The organism is Corynebacterium sp. TAE3-ERU2 (assembly GCF_019209955.1).
In the GTDB taxonomy this organism is placed as follows: Bacteria; Actinomycetota; Actinomycetes; order Mycobacteriales; family Mycobacteriaceae; genus Corynebacterium; species Corynebacterium megadyptis.
Map to the genome: position 1 here is coordinate 254,044 of NZ_JAHUTL010000005.1, position 15,871 is coordinate 269,914.

General features: G+C 63.5%; 16 protein-coding genes and 3 tRNA genes. 2 read left to right on the plus strand and 17 right to left on the minus strand.

What is annotated here, in order from left to right; all coding sequences use genetic code 11:
• Positions 1-37 precede the first annotated feature (37 nt).
• The 17 genes from yajC to KRX12_RS08890 all read right to left on the minus strand — a co-directional run bounded on the left by yajC (position 38) and on the right by KRX12_RS08890 (position 15,167).
• The gene (yajC, locus tag KRX12_RS08810; protein ID WP_218363359.1) at positions 38-484 is read right to left on the minus strand and encodes a preprotein translocase subunit YajC; all 447 of its coding nucleotides are present in this window, start codon (positions 482-484) and stop codon (positions 38-40) included.
• Between the two features lie 72 nt (positions 485-556).
• A complete protein-coding gene (gene ruvB / locus KRX12_RS08815) occupies positions 557-1,624 on the minus strand; it encodes a Holliday junction branch migration DNA helicase RuvB (protein WP_218366386.1) in 1,068 nt (355 codons plus the stop codon).
• A gap of 33 nt (positions 1,625-1,657) precedes the next feature.
• Positions 1,658-2,263, minus strand: coding sequence for a Holliday junction branch migration protein RuvA (gene ruvA, locus KRX12_RS08820; RefSeq protein WP_218363361.1), 606 nt, complete (start codon positions 2,261-2,263; stop codon positions 1,658-1,660).
• The gene (gene ruvC / locus KRX12_RS08825; protein ID WP_151528863.1) at positions 2,260-2,796 is read right to left on the minus strand and encodes a crossover junction endodeoxyribonuclease RuvC; all 537 of its coding nucleotides are present in this window, start codon (positions 2,794-2,796) and stop codon (positions 2,260-2,262) included. Before ruvC ends, ruvA begins: the two co-directional genes overlap by 4 nt.
• A 181-nt stretch (positions 2,797-2,977) precedes the next feature.
• On the minus strand, positions 2,978-3,730 hold the full coding sequence (locus KRX12_RS08830) for a YebC/PmpR family DNA-binding transcriptional regulator (RefSeq protein ID WP_218363362.1): 753 nt from the start codon (positions 3,728-3,730) through the stop codon (positions 2,978-2,980).
• A 33-nt stretch (positions 3,731-3,763) separates the two neighbouring features.
• A complete protein-coding gene (locus KRX12_RS08835; RefSeq protein ID WP_218366387.1) occupies positions 3,764-4,627 on the minus strand; it encodes an acyl-CoA thioesterase II in 864 nt (287 codons plus the stop codon).
• Between the two features lie 23 nt (positions 4,628-4,650).
• Entirely contained in the window at positions 4,651-5,529 is an 879-nt protein-coding gene (gene pdxS / locus KRX12_RS08840; protein ID WP_218363365.1) for a pyridoxal 5'-phosphate synthase lyase subunit PdxS, read from the minus strand.
• A 53-nt stretch (positions 5,530-5,582) separates the two neighbouring features.
• Positions 5,583-6,095 (minus strand): hypothetical protein, encoded by a 513-nt coding sequence (locus KRX12_RS08845; protein WP_218366388.1) that lies wholly within the window; start codon positions 6,093-6,095, stop codon positions 5,583-5,585.
• A 10-nt stretch (positions 6,096-6,105) separates the two neighbouring features.
• Positions 6,106-7,230 (minus strand): glycosyltransferase family 4 protein, encoded by a 1,125-nt coding sequence (locus tag KRX12_RS08850; RefSeq protein WP_218366389.1) that lies wholly within the window; start codon positions 7,228-7,230, stop codon positions 6,106-6,108.
• Positions 7,230-8,216: a phosphatidylinositol mannoside acyltransferase gene (locus KRX12_RS08855; protein WP_218366390.1), complete on the minus strand. Its 987-nt coding sequence runs from the start codon at positions 8,214-8,216 to the stop codon at positions 7,230-7,232. Before KRX12_RS08855 ends, KRX12_RS08850 begins: the two co-directional genes overlap by 1 nt.
• Before the next feature lie 98 nt (positions 8,217-8,314).
• A complete protein-coding gene (pgsA, locus tag KRX12_RS08860; protein ID WP_218363369.1) occupies positions 8,315-8,968 on the minus strand; it encodes a phosphatidylinositol phosphate synthase in 654 nt (217 codons plus the stop codon).
• Positions 8,961-9,533, minus strand: a complete 573-nt coding sequence (locus KRX12_RS08865) for an HIT domain-containing protein (RefSeq protein ID WP_218366391.1) — start codon at positions 9,531-9,533, stop codon at positions 8,961-8,963. The genes pgsA and KRX12_RS08865 overlap by 8 nt, the downstream gene beginning before the upstream one ends.
• Positions 9,517-11,583: a threonine--tRNA ligase gene (gene thrS / locus KRX12_RS08870; RefSeq protein WP_218366399.1), complete on the minus strand. Its 2,067-nt coding sequence runs from the start codon at positions 11,581-11,583 to the stop codon at positions 9,517-9,519. Before thrS ends, KRX12_RS08865 begins: the two co-directional genes overlap by 17 nt.
• A 201-nt stretch (positions 11,584-11,784) precedes the next feature.
• A complete protein-coding gene (locus KRX12_RS08875) occupies positions 11,785-13,074 on the minus strand; it encodes a Dyp-type peroxidase (protein WP_218363371.1) in 1,290 nt (429 codons plus the stop codon).
• Positions 13,075-13,441: 367 nt separating this feature from the next.
• Complete coding sequence (locus tag KRX12_RS08880; RefSeq protein ID WP_218366392.1) at positions 13,442-14,077, minus strand: copper chaperone PCu(A)C; 636 nt, start codon at positions 14,075-14,077, stop codon at positions 13,442-13,444.
• A gap of 2 nt (positions 14,078-14,079) precedes the next feature.
• Complete coding sequence (locus KRX12_RS08885; protein WP_370625119.1) at positions 14,080-14,616, minus strand: copper resistance protein CopC; 537 nt, start codon at positions 14,614-14,616, stop codon at positions 14,080-14,082.
• A gap of 479 nt (positions 14,617-15,095) precedes the next feature.
• A tRNA-Val gene (locus KRX12_RS08890) sits at positions 15,096-15,167 on the minus strand.
• A gap of 448 nt (positions 15,168-15,615) precedes the next feature.
• Here KRX12_RS08890 and KRX12_RS08895 point away from each other — a divergent pair.
• Both KRX12_RS08895 and KRX12_RS08900 read left to right on the plus strand, forming a co-directional pair.
• Positions 15,616-15,688 (plus strand) — tRNA-Gly (locus KRX12_RS08895).
• Between the two features lie 56 nt (positions 15,689-15,744).
• Positions 15,745-15,816, plus strand: a tRNA-Val gene (locus tag KRX12_RS08900).
• The last annotated feature ends 55 nt before the right edge of the window (positions 15,817-15,871 follow it).

Genomic DNA, 15,871 nt, shown 5'->3' on the forward strand with positions numbered 1-15,871 from the left:
TTAGTAGCCAGTGGAGGCGGTGAATGAAATCAACAGCTTAGTCGCGGCGGTTCTCAGCCGAGCCTTGCCAACCTTCGGGGTGCTGCTCGGGGGCCGGTGCATCCTGCTGTTCCGGATGCGGCTGCTCCAGATTCTCCGGGTGTACCCCCTCAGCGGACTGCTCCTCGTACTGCGGTGCCAGCGGCTGCTCGCTCGTCTCCTCCATCACCGGGGCGGACTCGGCGCCAGGGGCCTCGAGGGTGCGCACCACGGCGATCAGCTCGAAGGTGGAGACCACGCCCTCGGCGATCTCGAGATCCACGGTGTTCTCGCTGCGATCGCGCACCGTGGCGTAGAGCCCAGCGCTGGTGACCACGCGGTCGCCGGGACGCAGGGATTCTTGAACCTGGCGGATCTCATTGAGACGCTTGCGCTGAGTGCGCATCTGTAAAAAGGCGGGCAGCAAAAAGAGCGCCAGAATAATGAGCAGAAATAGAGTCGACATAGTGCCTACCAGTGTGCCAAACTCTGGCGCCGCGAACAACGGGATATACACCCGCCGGTGTTCGCGGAGGCGCTAGAACAGCCCCACGGTTCCCTCCGGCGGCTCTAGGCCGATATGGCGCCAGGCAGCGGCGGTGGCCACTCGACCCCGCCCGGTGCGGCTGATCATGCCGGCGCGCACGAGATAGGGCTCGCAGACTTCTTCCACGGTCGAGGGCTCCTCACCCACCGCGATGGCGAGGGTGCTCACTCCCACCGGTCCGCCGCCGTGGCCCTTGATCAACGCGCTGAGCACCGCCCGATCCAGGCGGTCAAGCCCCATCTCATCGACATCAAAGACCACGAGCGCGGCCTGGGCTGCAGCGAGGGTGATATGCCCATTGGAATGCACATCGGCATAGTCGCGCACCCGCCGCAGCAGCCGATTGGCAATACGCGGGGTGCCGCGGGAGCGGGAGGCGATCTCGTGGCCGGCATCCTCATCGATACTCACCCCGAGGATCTTGGCGGCGCGCAGCACCACGCGGGTGAGATCGGCGGGACCATAGAACTCCATTTGGGCGGTGAAGCCAAAGCGATCACGCAAGGGACCGGTGAGCATACCGGAGCGGGTGGTCGCCCCCACCAAGGTGAAGGGAGCTAGCTCCAAGGGGATCGAGGTGGCCCCGGGGCCTTTGCCGACGATCACATCAATACGGAAATCCTCCATCGCCATGTAGAGCATTTCTTCTGCCGGACGGGCCATGCGGTGGATCTCGTCGATAAACAGCACATCACCCTCGGTGAGATTGGAGAGCATGGCTGCAAGATCGCCGGCGCGTTCGAGTGCGGGACCAGAGGTCATACGCAGATTGGAGTTGAGCTCGGCGGCGATGATCATCGCCATGGTGGTCTTGCCCAGCCCAGGCGGGCCGGATAACAGCACATGATCGGGCGCCACTCCCCTGCTCCTGGCGCCGCCCAGCACCAGCTCGAGCTGCTCGCGCACCTTGGGCTGGCCGATGAACTCGCCCAAGCTTTTCGGGCGCAGATTCACCTCATCATCGTGCTCGCCCTCGTTGAGCTGCGGGCTCAGAGCAGAATCCGGCGGGCGCACTGCCCCCTCGGGGAGCTGAAACTCGGTCTTTTCTACATTCGACATAGCGCAGGTGTCCTTCCCACTTGCTCCTCGAGCCTAGTTGCTGCTCAGCGTGGCGAGGCAGGCGCGCAAGGCGGCGGAGACGTCCAACTCCGGCTGGGCGGCCAGCACGCTCGCCACGGCCGCATCGGCATCCTTGCGGCTAAAGCCCAAGTTCTCCAAGGCCTCGGCCACATCCTCGGCCACCCCACCGCTGAGTGCGGGGGCGGCGGTGCTGGGCTGCGGGGCGACGGCGCCGACGAAGGGCTCGACCTTCTGCTTCAGATCCACCACCATGCGCTCCGCGGTGCGCTTACCCACGCCGGGGATCTTCTCCAGCGCGGCGGCATCGCTGCGGCTGATATATCCGGCCAGCTCGGTGGGGCTGGCCATGGCGAGCGCGGCCAGCGCCAACTTGGGCCCCACCTTGGAGACGGTGCACAGCAGGTGGAAGAACTCCTTTTCCTCGCTATTGGCGAAAGCGAAAAGCTCCATGGAGTCTTCCCGCACGATCTGCGCCACCACCACGAAGCACTCCTCTCCCTGGCGCATGGTGCCGAGGGTGCGCGGGGTGGCGCTGATGCTATAGCCCACTCCGGCGCATTCGATGATCGCGCCCGAGAGGCCGAGATCAATACAGGTTCCGCGCAGGGATGCGATCATGTGCTGCTGCTCCTTTGGTGTTGCTTGGCCAGCTCCGCTTGGTGCGCCAGGGCGGGGGCGCGCCAGCAGTGGCATACCCCCAACGCTAAAGCATCGGCAGCATCGGCCGGCTTGGGTGGTTCCGCCAGCCCCAGAATGCGGGTGATCATGGCGGTCATTTGTTTCTTATCGGCGCGGCCATTGCCCGAGATGGCCTTCTTCACTTCCGAGGGGGTGTACATGTGCACTGGGATGTGGCACTCGGCGGCGGCGAGCACGAGTACCCCCACGGCGTGGGCGGTGTGCATCACCGTCGAGACGTTACCGCGTTCGAAGACGCGCTCGATGGCCACCACATCTGGATCATAGTCTCGGATCCATTCCTTCACCGCCTGGCTGAGCTGGAGCAGACGCGCCGTCAGCTCATCTTTCGCCGGGGTGCGCACCACCCCCACAGCCACGGGATATACGGCCCGACCCCGCCCTGCCTGCACCACAGACAGGCCACAGCGGGTCAAGCCTGGGTCAATGCCCATCACCCGCAGGCCCTCCATGGTGTTTGCAGCGCGCACCCGTGTGTCCTCCTCGTTGTCTCAGACCATGTTTAGCACATTTTTTCGCACGATCCCGTATCAGCGGTGTGCGGGGCGCAGAAAACGCCCTCGCCGCCGCAGGGGCTGCAGGGAGAGGGCGTTGATCATGCCGCTGACGGGATGCGTCTGGCGGGCGGCGTCGCTAAGCGTCGAGCTGAGCGGCCACCTCATCGGAGATATTGATATTGGAGTAGACGTTTTGCACGTCATCGGAATCCTCGAGCAGATCCACCAAACGCAGGATCTTGCGGGCGAGATCTGCATCGGCCTCCACCTCGACGGAGGCGCGGAAATCCTGGTCGGCGTCATCGACCTTCATGTCGTTTTCCTCCAAGGCAGCGCGCACGCCGCGGGTATCAGAGGGAGAGCAGACGACCTCGAACTTCTCGCCGAGATCATTGACCTCTTCGGCGCCGGCGTCGAGCACAGCCATGAGCACATCGTCCTCAGTGAGCTCGCCCTTGTCCACGACCACCACGCCGACGCGGGTAAAGAGGTAGCCCACGGCGCCGGACTCGGCCATGTTGCCGTTGTTCTTCGACATAATGCTGCGCACCTCGGAGGCCGCGCGGTTGCGGTTATCGGTGAGGCACTCGATAAGCATGGCCACGCCGCCCGGGCCATAGCCTTCGTACATGATGGACTGCCAGTCGGCGCCGCCAGCCTCTTCGCCGGAGCCGCGCTTGCGGGCGCGCTCAATATTGTCATTGGGCACCGAGGCCTTCTTGGCCTTGCGGATCATGTCATCGAGGGTCGGGTTCGCTGCCGGATCGCCACCGCCAGTACGGGCCGCCACCTCGATATTCTTGATCAGCTTGGCAAACTCCTTGCCACGCTTGGCGTCGTTAGCGGCCTTCTTGTGCTTGGTTGTTGCCCACTTTGAGTGGCCTGACATCAGCGTTCCTCTTCTCTTAAAAAAACTTCGCGTTCAACAGTCGTTAGTAAGCGGTTTATCAGTATAGCGTGAGTGCTTCAGGTGCCGAGTCAGGCCTTCCTGTGTGGCGATAGCAACGAGCTGCCCAGCGGCATCATAGATCCGCCCCTCACAGAAGGAGCGGCCGCTGCCGGCCGCCGGCGAAGTCTGCACATAGGCCAGCCACTGATCCACCCGCACCGGGCGGAGAAACCACAGGGAATGATCCAAGGAGGCCATCTGCAGCGGGGTATGCGGGTGGCGCACCTGGGCGGCGGAGAGCAGGGTGGCATCCGAGATATAGGACAGCGCACAGCTATGCAGCAGCGCATCTGCCGGCAGCGCCGCGGTGGAGCGCATCCACGCCACTTGGGTGGCGGCGGCGGTGAGTGGGGCGCTTAAGCGCTCGCGGGGAACAATGCGGATATCCCACTCCGGCCACTCGCGATCGAAAAACGCCGCCCGCGCCGAGTCGGCGCGGGAAATCTCCTCCGGCGCCGGCAGCACTGGAGCGGGCTCGTAGTGGCTCAGCCCAGCATCCCTGCCGTGGTGCATACTCACCTGCACGCTGCACAGCAGCTGCCCGGATTGGGAGAGGCTGAGCAGCCGGGAGTGAAAGGAGCGCCCCTCGCGCAGTCGCTGCACCCTCACCTGGGTGGGCTGGGCCGGATCACCGGGGGCGAGGAAATAGCAATGCAGAGAATGCGGAGAAAACTCCGCATCGACGGTACGCGCCGCCGCCGCCACAGCCTGAGCCACGAGCTGGCCGCCGAAGGTGCGCTCCAGAGAGGTGGGCACCACCGGCGCTTGAAACTCATCCGTGGCGATGGCGCGGAGATCGCAGAGCTGCTCGATCTGGGAGGGCTGTGGCTGCTGCATAGCGTGGACGGGGCCGGCGGGGCTTAGCAGCCGCGATCGGCCATGCGCTGCTGCTCGCTGAGATCATCGCAATTGATGCCCACCATGGCCTCGCCAAGGGAGCGCGAGACCTCGGCGATCACGCTGGGATCGTTGTAGTGCGCGGTGGCCTCGACGATGGCCCGCGCCCGCTTTTCTGGATTACCGGACTTGAAGATGCCGGAGCCGACGAATACGCCCTCGGCACCGAGCTGCATCATCATGGCGGCATCGGCCGGGGTGGCCACGCCACCGGCGACGAAGAGGGTCACCGGCAGCCGGCCGGTGGAGGCGGTCTGCCGCACCAGCTCATAGGGGGCCTGCAGCTCCTTGGCGGCATGGTAAAGGGCCGTCTCATCGAGGCTCGCCAGCTTCGCGATCTCGGCGCGAATGGTGCGGATATGCGTCACAGCATTGGAGACATCCCCGGTGCCGGCCTCGCCCTTGGAACGAATCATGGCCGCGCCCTCGGCGATACGGCGCAGGGCCTCGCCCAAGGTGGTGGCACCGCAGACAAAAGGCACCTCGAAGCGATGCTTATCCACGTGATGGGAGTGATCGGCGGGAGTGAGCACCTCGGACTCGTCGATCCAATCAATACCGAGGGCCTGCAAGACCTGTGCTTCCACGAAGTGGCCGATGCGTACCTTGGCCATCACTGGGATGTCCACGGCCTTCTGGATACCGGCGATCATGTCCGGATCGGACATCCGGGACACGCCGCCATCGCGGCGAATATCGGCGGGGACGCGCTCCAAGGCCATCACGGCCTTCGCGCCTGCTGCCTGGGCGATCTCTGCCTGTTCGGGAGTCACCACATCCATGATCACTCCGCCGAGCAGGCGGTCAGTAACGCCTGCGTGTACTCCATTGGTGTCTGCCACTGGGAATAAACCAACCCTTCTTGAGCCGATCGAACATCTTTAGCCACATAATGCTAGCTTTTTTTGCCCGTATCGTGGGAGGTTTTTTCCATAAAGGGGGTGGCAAGCGGCAATTCCACGTATTGCGGCATGGGGGCGCGTCCCCCTAGGTGCAGCACGCGCACCACGGGGCGAATCCGGAGCGCACGGGTGTCCACCACCGCATCGTTGTAGAAGCGGTGGGTCAGCTGCACCCGTACCACCGCATCGATAATAGGTCTGGGCAGGGGCTCATCCGCGTGAGCCACGCTGTATTTTTTGAGGGCCTTGATGAGTTCTTTTTCTTTATCCACCCGCAGCGACACATGGTGCGGATCCAGTGGCTCGTTCTGCGCGGCATAGGCGTAGGAGGCCACCTCCTCGATACTTGCCGCGATCACGGCGGCCCGCATATCGAGCGCCGCCTGAAGGTTCACCAAGGCGGCATCGAGCCGAATATGCATCCGGTTGAGTCGCTGAGCGGTAAAGACGGCCCAGAGCACCACCGTGGTGAGGACAATGGCAAGGAGTACATATACCGCGCTCATGACGTACCTTTCACTTCAGTTTCACGCTGGTGCCATCGGCGACGGCCTCATACACCTGCAGGATCTGGGTGGTCACTGTATCCCAGTCATAGCTGGCGGCACGGGCCACACCGGCGTCCACGAGACTGCGGCGCTGCGCGGGCGAGTCGATGAGCCGCCGCAGCTGTGCGGCCAGATCCGCAGCACTACCATTGGGGAACAGCAGCCCGGCGGGGGTATCGCTATAGGCGTTGGTCACCGCGGCGAAGGCTTCTAGATCGCTGGCGAGCACGGCACAACCGGCGGCCATGGCCTCGACGAGCACGATGCCGAAACTCTCCCCGCCGGTATTGGGGGCCACATAAATATCGGCCCGGCCGAGAATGTCGGCCTTCTCCGCATCGGAGACCTTGCCCGCATAGTGCACCCCCGGCATCGGCCGCTGGGTCCCGGCCCCGATCACCGTGCAGCGGAAGGGACGATCCAGCTGCGTCAGCGCGCGCAGCAAAATATCGAGGCCCTTGCGGGGCTCATCGAGCCGCCCGAGAAAGACAATCTCTGGCACCTGCTCTGCGCTTATCGACGCCGCCCCGCCGGCCTCGTCCTCCTCGCTGCGGCGGCGCGCCGCAGCGAACTGCCGCGTATCCACCCCATTGGGGATGAGCACCGGATCGCCGCCGAGCTGCTCCACTTGCCAGCGCCGCGCCAGCTCGGAGACCGCGATGCCGCCGCGGATCTTTTCCAGCAGCGGCCGCAGTACCGGAGTGGAGAGCTTCAGCAGCTTCGACCCGGAACTGGAGGCGTGATAGGTGGCCACGATCGGCCCGTGGGCCAGGCGCAGCGCCGTCATTGAAAAGCTGGGCGAGTTGGGCTCGTGAATATGCAGAATGTCGAAGTTGTTCTCGGTGATAAAGCGCTTCAACCCGCTATCGACGTGCGGGCCAACGGAGATGCGCGCCACCGAGCCGTTATAGGGAATGGGCACCGCTCTACCGCCGCGAACCACCCAGTCGGGCACCTCCGCAGCGTTGGTGGCCGGGCCGATGGCGCGCACATAGTGTCCGCGTTCGCGCAGGGCGTGCCCGAGATCCAGGATATGGGCCTGGACGCCGCCGGGCTCGTCGAAGGAATAGGGGCACACGATACCAATACGCATTAATTGCCCTCCACGGTGTCTCCGGCGCCCGGTGCTGGCGGGTTCTCAGGCTGTTGGCCGCCGCGGGCGCGGGCGAGGCGCGCCGGATCGAGATCGGCGAGCCAGAGTGGCTGCAGCATGTGCCAATCGGCGGGATGGGCGGCGATATTGGCCTCGAATCCCGCCGCGATGCGCTGGGTGGTGGCCTGGAGATCATCCACCTCAATTTCTGGGGAAACATCAAGCCCCCAGGTATCGGCGCTGGGATAGAAGCTATGCACCACGTGCAGGCTGGCGCCGGTGTCCATGGCGAGCCGGGCGGGACCGGCTGGGAAGAGGGCGGGCTGGCCAAAGAAGTCCACCTCTACCCCGCTGGCGCGCAGGTCGCGTTCGCCGAGCAGGCACACCACCCCGCCATTGTCGAGGGTCTGCTTGAGCTTCTGGTAGGGGCCCGTGCCCTGCTCATCGCGGTGCGGCAGTACCTGAAACCCGAGGGAGCTGCGATAGTCCACGAAGGCTTCGTAGAGCTCGGCGGGTTCGAGGCGTTCGGCCACGGTGGTGAAGCTGCCGTGGCGATGGACCAAAAACACCCCGGCCATGTCCCAGTTGCCACTGTGCGGCAGGGTGAGGATCACCCCGCGTCCTGTGGCAAGGGGCTCGTCGAGGTGATCGAAGCCGCGCACGGTGGAATTGAGCGAGTCCAGCAGCTGCGGATCGGTGGCGATGCGCGGCAGCCGGAAGGCCTCCATCCAATAGCGGGTATAGGAGCGCATGGAGGCGCGCATCAACGCTGGGGTTACCGCAGCGGGGCCCACGACGCGCTCGAGGTTGCGGCGCAGCTGGATAGGGCCGCGGCCCCGCTTGCTCGCGATATCGGCGCCGAGGGTTGCTAAGGCGCTGGCGGCCGGGCGGGGCAGCTGGGACAGCGCCGCCCAGCCAAACATGTAGCCGGCGGCGGCCCAGTGGCGCTCAGCAAGGGCGTAGCGTAGGCGGCTCCAGGGGGTCATCGTAGGGCGGGCTCCTCACACAGCACGGGCAGCGCCGCGCCCACGCTGTGAGCGACGACGCCGCCCAGTGGATGCACAGTGTCGTGGGCGGATGGGGTCTAGCGGGTCCTCGGGGTACGCGCCCCCGCGGGAGGCGCGATCCTGTCCTGGCCGTGGGTGGAGTTGGCGGCCATGGCGAGACGTTGGACCACGGTGAATACCGATCCTACCGCCAATACCCAGATGGCCACGTCCACCGCATAGGGAACGCCGAAGCCCTGCAAGCCAATGCCCAGAAGCCCGATGATGAGCCTCTCGGGGCGCTCGATAAGCCCGCCGACCATCTTCAGGCCGCTGGCCTCGCCCCGGGCTTTGACATAGGAGATCACTTGGGAGCACACCAGCACCACCAAGGAGGCGACCACCAGCGGCTGGGGTGCCTCGTAGCTATAGATCAGCCACCAGGTAATCGCCGCGAAGAGCGCGCCATCGGTGAGCCGGTCGCAGGTGGCATCGAGAGTGGCGCCATATTTGGTGCCGCCGCCGCGCAGCCGCGCCATGGTGCCATCGACCATGTCGAAGGCCACGAATAGCCCGGAAAGCACGGCTGCTGCCACCAGATGGCCGGTGGGGATGAGGACCACGGCGAGCAGGGTGGAGACCACCGCCCCGAACACGGTGACCACATTGGGGGTGAGATTCCACTTCACCAGGCGCTTCGCGATGGGCTCCACCACCACGGCGGCGGGTTTGCGTCCATGCACGCTAAGCATCGCTATCAGCCTCCCACGCCTCGGCGAGGAGCTGGCGGGTATCACGCAGCAGCTGCGGCAGTACCTTTACTCCATCGATCACCGTCATGAAGTTGGAATCGCCGCTCCACCGCGGCACCACATGCAGGTGCAGGTGCTCCCCCACCGAGCCGCCGGAGGCGCGACCCAGGTTGAAGCCGACATTGAAGGCATCGGGGGCCGAGACGGATTTGATCACGCGCACCAGCTTTTGGGCGAAAGCCATCAGCTCGGCGGTCTCCTCCACGCGGAGATCTTCCAGGTTGGCCACTTGCCGATAGGGCACCACCATGGCGTGCCCAGAGTTATACGGGTAGAGATTCAGCACGCAGTAGACGAGCTCGCCGCGGGCCACGATCAGCCCTTCCTCATCGCTCATCTCGGGGATGGCGAGGAAGGGATTGCGCGGCCGCGCCTCCGCGCTGGCGTCGCGAATATAGTTCATCCGATAGGGCGCCCAGAGCCGCTCGAGGCGGTCAGGAATCCCCAACCCAGAATCCTTATAGGACTCTGCGGGCTGCGTCTCGGGTTTAGCTTGGCGTTCCACGGAACTCCTCAACGAGTTCTTTAGTCGGCTGAGCGTTGATGCGCTGGTCCACCCAGTTGCGGATCAGCGTCTGCGCCTGCTCAACCGGCACCCCATTGACCTGGGAGCCATCCAAGAAACGGAAGCTCACGGCGTTGGCCTCCACATCGCGGCCGCCGGCCAGCAGCATGAAGGGCACCTTGCCGGTGGTGTGGTTGCGGATCTTCTTCTGCATACGATCATCCGAGGTGTCCACCTCGGCGCGGATGCCGGACTGGCGCAGGCCAGCGCAGACATCCTCGAGGTAGCCGGAGAATTCATCCGCCACCGGAATGCCCATCACTTGGTGCGGGGCCAACCACGCGGGGAAGGCGCCGGCATAGTGCTCGAGCAGCACACCGAAGAAACGCTCAATCGAGCCGAAGAGCGCGCGGTGAATCATGATCGGACGCTGCTTGGAGCCATCGGGGGCGGTGTATTCCAGGTTGAAGCGCTCGGGCAGGTTGAAGTCCAGCTGCACGGTGGACATCTGCCAGGTGCGGCCGATGGCATCGCGTGCCTGCACGGAGATCTTCGGACCATAGAACGCAGCACCGGCCGGATCGGGCACCAGCTCCAGGCCGGAGCGGGTAGCTACGTTTTCGAGAATCTCGGTGGAACGCTCCCAGATTTCGTCGGAGCCGACGAACTTCTGCGGGTCCTTGGTGGACAGCTCGAGGTAGAAATCATCCAGGCCGTAGTCCTTGAGCAGCGAGATGATGAAGTCGAGCACCCGGGTGAGCTCATCTTCCAACTGCGCCTCGGTGCAGTAAATATGCGCATCGTCCTGGGTGAAGCCGCGGGCGCGGGTAAGGCCGTGGATCACACCGGACTTCTCGTAGCGATACACGGTACCGAACTCGAAAAGCCGCAGCGGCAGCTCGCGATAGGACCGTCCCCGAGAGGCGAAGATCAGATTGTGCATCGGGCAGTTCATGGGCTTGGCGTAGTAGTCCTGCGGGGGCTTGACCACAGCGCCATCATCGTCGTACTCGCCATCGAGCTGCATGGGCGGGAACATGCCGTCCGAGTAGAAGTCCAAGTGCCCGGACTTCTTGAAGAGATCCCCCTTGGTCAAGTGCGGAGTATTGACAAAGGAGTAGCCGGCGCTGATGTGGCGGCGGCGGGAGTGCTCCTCCATCTCCAGGCGGACGATACCGCCGGCGGGGTGGAACACCGGAAAGCCGGAACCGATCTCATCGGGGAAGCTGAACAGATCCAGCTCCGCACCGAGGCGACGGTGATCGCGCTTCTCGGCTTCGGCGAGCATGGTCTGGTATTCCGCGAGCTTTTCCTTGGACTCCCACGCCGTGCCGTAGATGCGCTGCAGGCCGGCGTTGTTCTGATCGCCGCGCCAATAGGCGGCCGAAGAGCGGGTGAGCGCAAAGGCCGGAATGTATTTGGTGGTGGGCACGTGCGGGCCGCGGCATAGGTCGTACCATTCCACATCGCCGGTGCGCGGATTGCAGTTGGCGTAGCTGGTGAGCTCGCCGGCGCCGACCTCGGTGGCCTCATCCGAATCGGGATCCACATTGCCCTTATCCTCGATCAGCTCGAGCTTATAGGGCTCATGGGACAGCTCGGCGCGGGCCTCATCCTGGGTGGCGTAGACCCGGCGCTCGAACTTCTGCCCCTGCTTGATGATCTTCTTCATGCGCTTTTCAATGCGCTTGAGATCCTCGGGGGTAAAAGGCTCGGCGGCGTCGAAGTCATAGTAGAAGCCATTGTCGATGGCCGGGCCGATGCCCAGCTTGGTGCCGGGAAACTCGGCCTGGACCGCCTGGGCGAGCACGTGGGTACAGGAGTGACGGATGACTCCGCGCCCCTCTTCAGAGCACGCAGGAACGGGGGTGAACTCGGTGTCCTCAGTGGGGACAAAGGACAAATCGCGTAATGTTCCCTCGGGATCCTTCGCCACCACGATGGCTTCGGGGCCCTTATTGGGCAACTCGAGCTCGCGCATGGCCTGGCCCACAGCCTGGCCGGCGGGGACGAGGAAGGGATCCACACTGCAGTAGACCGGGTCTGACATACTCACGTTTCTTCGTGCTCCTCACACATCTTGTGCCCCGGCGACATACCTGGTCGCTAGGGCGTTTCCTAGGCGGGGGTCGCCCACCCAGACGTCGTCTCTCTGTTTAGGGAGTTGCAGACGCCACCGAGGGCAGCGTCGATAAGCGCTGCTCCCATGGACGTCTGCACACACGTCTGCGGGGTATCTTACCCCGTGCCGCTAGGATTCCAGCAGCCCCCTGCCCCAATAGTCATCCTCGGTGGTGCCGGGGAAGATGAAAAAGACGGAGGAACCGATGTGCGTGATCCACTGGTTCAAACGATCGCCTTCGTCGAGACGCCGTTGAATCGGGGTGAATTGCTCATCGGGGTTCTTCTGGTAACAGATGAACAACAGGCCCGAATTGGATAGCTGTTCCGAGCCGGGTTCCGGCTGCAGATCATAGCTATAGGGGCGGCGCAGAATCTTCTGCTCCGGCTTATCCGCCGGCGGATGCGAGCGCGCCATGTGGCTCATCGGGTCGATCACCGGCAGTCCGAACTTATCGGTGGCCTCGAAATCGGCGGGGGTGTGCTCCTCGCCGCCGGTGAGCGGGGCCCCGGTATCGAGGGTGCGCCCCACAGACAGCTCGCGGGAACCACGGTCCAGAATCTCCCAGGTGTCAATATTCATGGCTATACGGCGCAGCACCATGCAGCTACCACCGCGCATCCAGTCAGGCCCCTCATCGATCCACACCTGCTCCTCATACTCTTCTTCCGTATGCGGATTGATGGTGCCATCGATCTGGCCGAAAAGATTGCGCTGCGTAGTATCGGCCGTCACCGTGCCATCGGCATTGGAAAAGCCCTGCTGGATCCACTTGACCGTGACATAGTGGTCGCCGGCGCGAACCATATGCCGCATCGCGTGCGCCAGCGTCAAACCATCATCGGCGCAGATCTGCAGCACAATATCGGCCTCGCCCCACTTCGGATCCAGCTGATCGCGAGAAAAGGCGGGAATGGGGTGCAGCCACTCGGGGCGCAGCTCGGGTCGGCCGATGATATCGAAGAAGCGCTCGCCCACCCCAGCGGTGATGGTGAGGTTCGCGGGAATCTCCGCAAGCTCTTCCTCGAGATCACCCAGCGGGGCCACGCCTTGGGTCAGGCGGCGGGCATCCATGGTCCACAGCCGGAAGAGACGCTGCATGTCCTCAACGGTGCTATTGGGGCGCACCGTAAAGGCGCAGACCGCTACTCGGGCCTGCTTGGATGTGGCGATACCCGCTTGGTGCGGGCCATCGAAATCGACGGTGGCGTGGCGCAGCCGGGTGGATACGTCCTTATTCTCTGCCGCGGTGCCGACCTCGGGATTGTCCTGGCCACGCGCGCAGGACGCCAGTCCCGCCCCAGCGGCCAAGGTGGTGGCGCCGCTGAGGAAGGCGCGGCGATTGACTCCGCCGGAGCGGCCCGGGCTCGCCGATCCGTGCGGTTGGGGGTTCTCGTCCACGGGTTTGCCATGGGACATATTGGAAGACACCATCCTCCTCTATAGGTTTCCGATCCCGCTCTTGCGCCTCAGAAATAACACACACGACGAGGCCCCAGATGCGGGCACGCTGGGCACTATGTATGAAGTTGTAGTCACGCGTAGAGGTGCAGGCTTATCGACGCCACCCTCTCGCCCACTCCACTGACGGAGAGGCGGTGGCAGCGTGAAGGGCGCCTGCCGGCGGCCACGCCGCGAGCTAGACACACGATCTAGCGCACTTTCTGGTCGAAACAGGCGCCCTCTTTTAGCTAGCGACGTCCATCATCTCCTAGCGGCGGGCACTGCTGGAGCCGCGGCTGCGGCCCCGACAGAGCTAGGCGCTGGGAGGTGACGGCGACGGTGCTTAGGAGTGATCGTGGTCCATACCATCGTGGTCCATGCCGCTGTGGCCCTGGACGCCACCATCGGCGTCGTAGCTCTCCTCGCCGGAGGCGATGTCACGAACCTCGACCTTGTCGAAGGTGTAGGAGGTGCCGTCGTCGAGGGTAATGGTGATGGAGACGGTGTCACCGGGCTTGATGGCCTTGTCATAATCCATGATCATGAGGTGATTAGCGCCCGGCTGCAGCGGAGCCTCGCCATTAGCGGGGATCGGCAGGCCACCCTCGAGCTCACGCATGACACCATCGGCCACCTCGTGGATCTCGTTCTTCGGTGCATCCAAAGAGGTGGTGAAGGAGGTGACCAGGATGTCCTGATCGGTGTTATTCACCAGGGTGCCGAAGACGGCGGTCATGCTCTTGTCGGCCGGCTTTGCCTTCACGTAGGCATTCTGGAACTCGACGTCCTTGGAGGAGGCCTCGGTAGAGGTCTCGGTGCTCTCGGTGCTTGCCGGAGCGGAGGAGCTCATCGAGGGGTTATCGGTGGGATCCTTGGGCATGTCGGAGTCTTTTTCCATCTCCGGGGAGCATGCAGCGAGAGTCAGGGAGCCGGTTGCGAGTAGAGCTGCGGCAACTGTGGCGAATTTACGGGTAATCATTTCTATGATTCCTTTCTTTTGGTGAACATCAGGATCGATCCAACGATTGCGACCAGTAGCACTATGCCACCGGCGATAAATATCGTCGGAGCTGAGCGTTCTTCCTCCGAGCCTAGCCTGTTTGCCTCGGAAGACTCGGAATTATCCGACGTAGCGTCAGTGGCCGGGGCGGTTGCGCCCTCACCAGAATCCACGCTAAAGGTGGTGCCACCACGGGTGGCATGGCCGTCGGAGGAGGTAATTTGAAATCCGACGAGATAGTTTCCATCACCGGGATCCAGCCCCTCGGGCAGATCGATGATGACTAGTTGCTGATCCAGCTCGGGCTCTCCTTGGTAGAGAATCTCGCCGGAATCGCTATTACTCACTGCCACTCGATTAAAGGTATCGAGCGGGATAGCGGAAAATTCTAGCACGATTTTCTCGGGAAATTCTTTCACCGTGGAGCCGTCCCCAGGCGTGGAGTTAATCACCACGTCATGCGCCGCAGCCAGCGGCGCGCTCAGCACCGCGACGACAGCAGCAATCGCAATACCCACTGAGGTCAGTACTGCCCTAGCCCGTGAGGGCCGAGCTGTGCGTCCCCGGGTTCTGCGCATACACCATTCTCCTTCGAGCCGACACTGCATTGTTGTGCTTCCACGACAAGTATGGCGCACTAGCCGTGCCGCCTAACCACCACCCGCGATTGAGGACGTGAATCAGACTAAGCCTGCACCTCAGTTCGGCATCACCCCTATCCCCACCACATGCGGCAGGAACTCTGCAATACCCCAAGGCATCAGGCTCTATGACAGCAGTCGGAGATCCCCGCACGATAGTTCCCACCCGATCCATCACGTGACATATGCCACAGTTGGAGAGATGGTGGGTCGTACCGCCCCGCCCCACCGCAGCGACCGCGCGCCAGCACTGAGCGACACTATTGCGCGCGCCGGTGCGTCCCACACCTGAGCGCGGTGGCCGGACAAAACAGAACTGGGGGCCTCCGACGTGGAGACCCCCAGAAACAAAAAAGTGGTCCCAGCTGGGATCGAACCAGCGACCTTCCCGGTGTGAACGGGACGCTCTTCCACTGAGCCATGGGACCAGAAATGACGTGAACTGAAAAGAATCAGCGCGTCGCTTCCGAGTAGATAACCTAGCACGAGATTCGCGGCGAGGACTAATCACCAGTTCAGGGCCCTAAATGCCGCCCCGAGAGCGCGACACAGCCCGGCCCAGCGCAGCGCCGTAGCCCGCAGAGGCCATATCTATCCCCTGCCCCACCTGCACCCTGCGGGCTGAGTGGCAGACTGGGCGGCAGGCGCGGCATGAGACCCCGCACCCACGAAACCCACACCTACGGACCGGCCCCAGCCTGCAGCTAAATCACATCACTGTCACTTTCTTCGCGCCGTGGCCACTCCGCGTTCATACGGCGGCCAACACGGCGTTACATGCAGATTTGTCATTTCGCTTGCTCTCACGCTATTGTTTTCAACGCACCACAGCTCAAGGAACTGTTTACGCAGATCCAATCGAGTGGTTGATGCAATGCGGATGTAGCGCAGCTGGTAGCGCATAACCTTGCCAAGGTTAGGGTCGCGGGTTCGAGTCCCGTCATCCGCTCTGGTTCATTTATGGGCACTGATCACGATCATGTGCTTGGTATCTGAACAGCGCACGCGCGTTTAGCTCAGCGGGAGAGCGCTTCCCTGACACGGAAGAGGTCACTGGTTCAATCCCAGTATCGCGCACGCAGAACAAGGCATTGTTCTCTAAAACAACATGCATGCGGATGTAGCGCAGCTG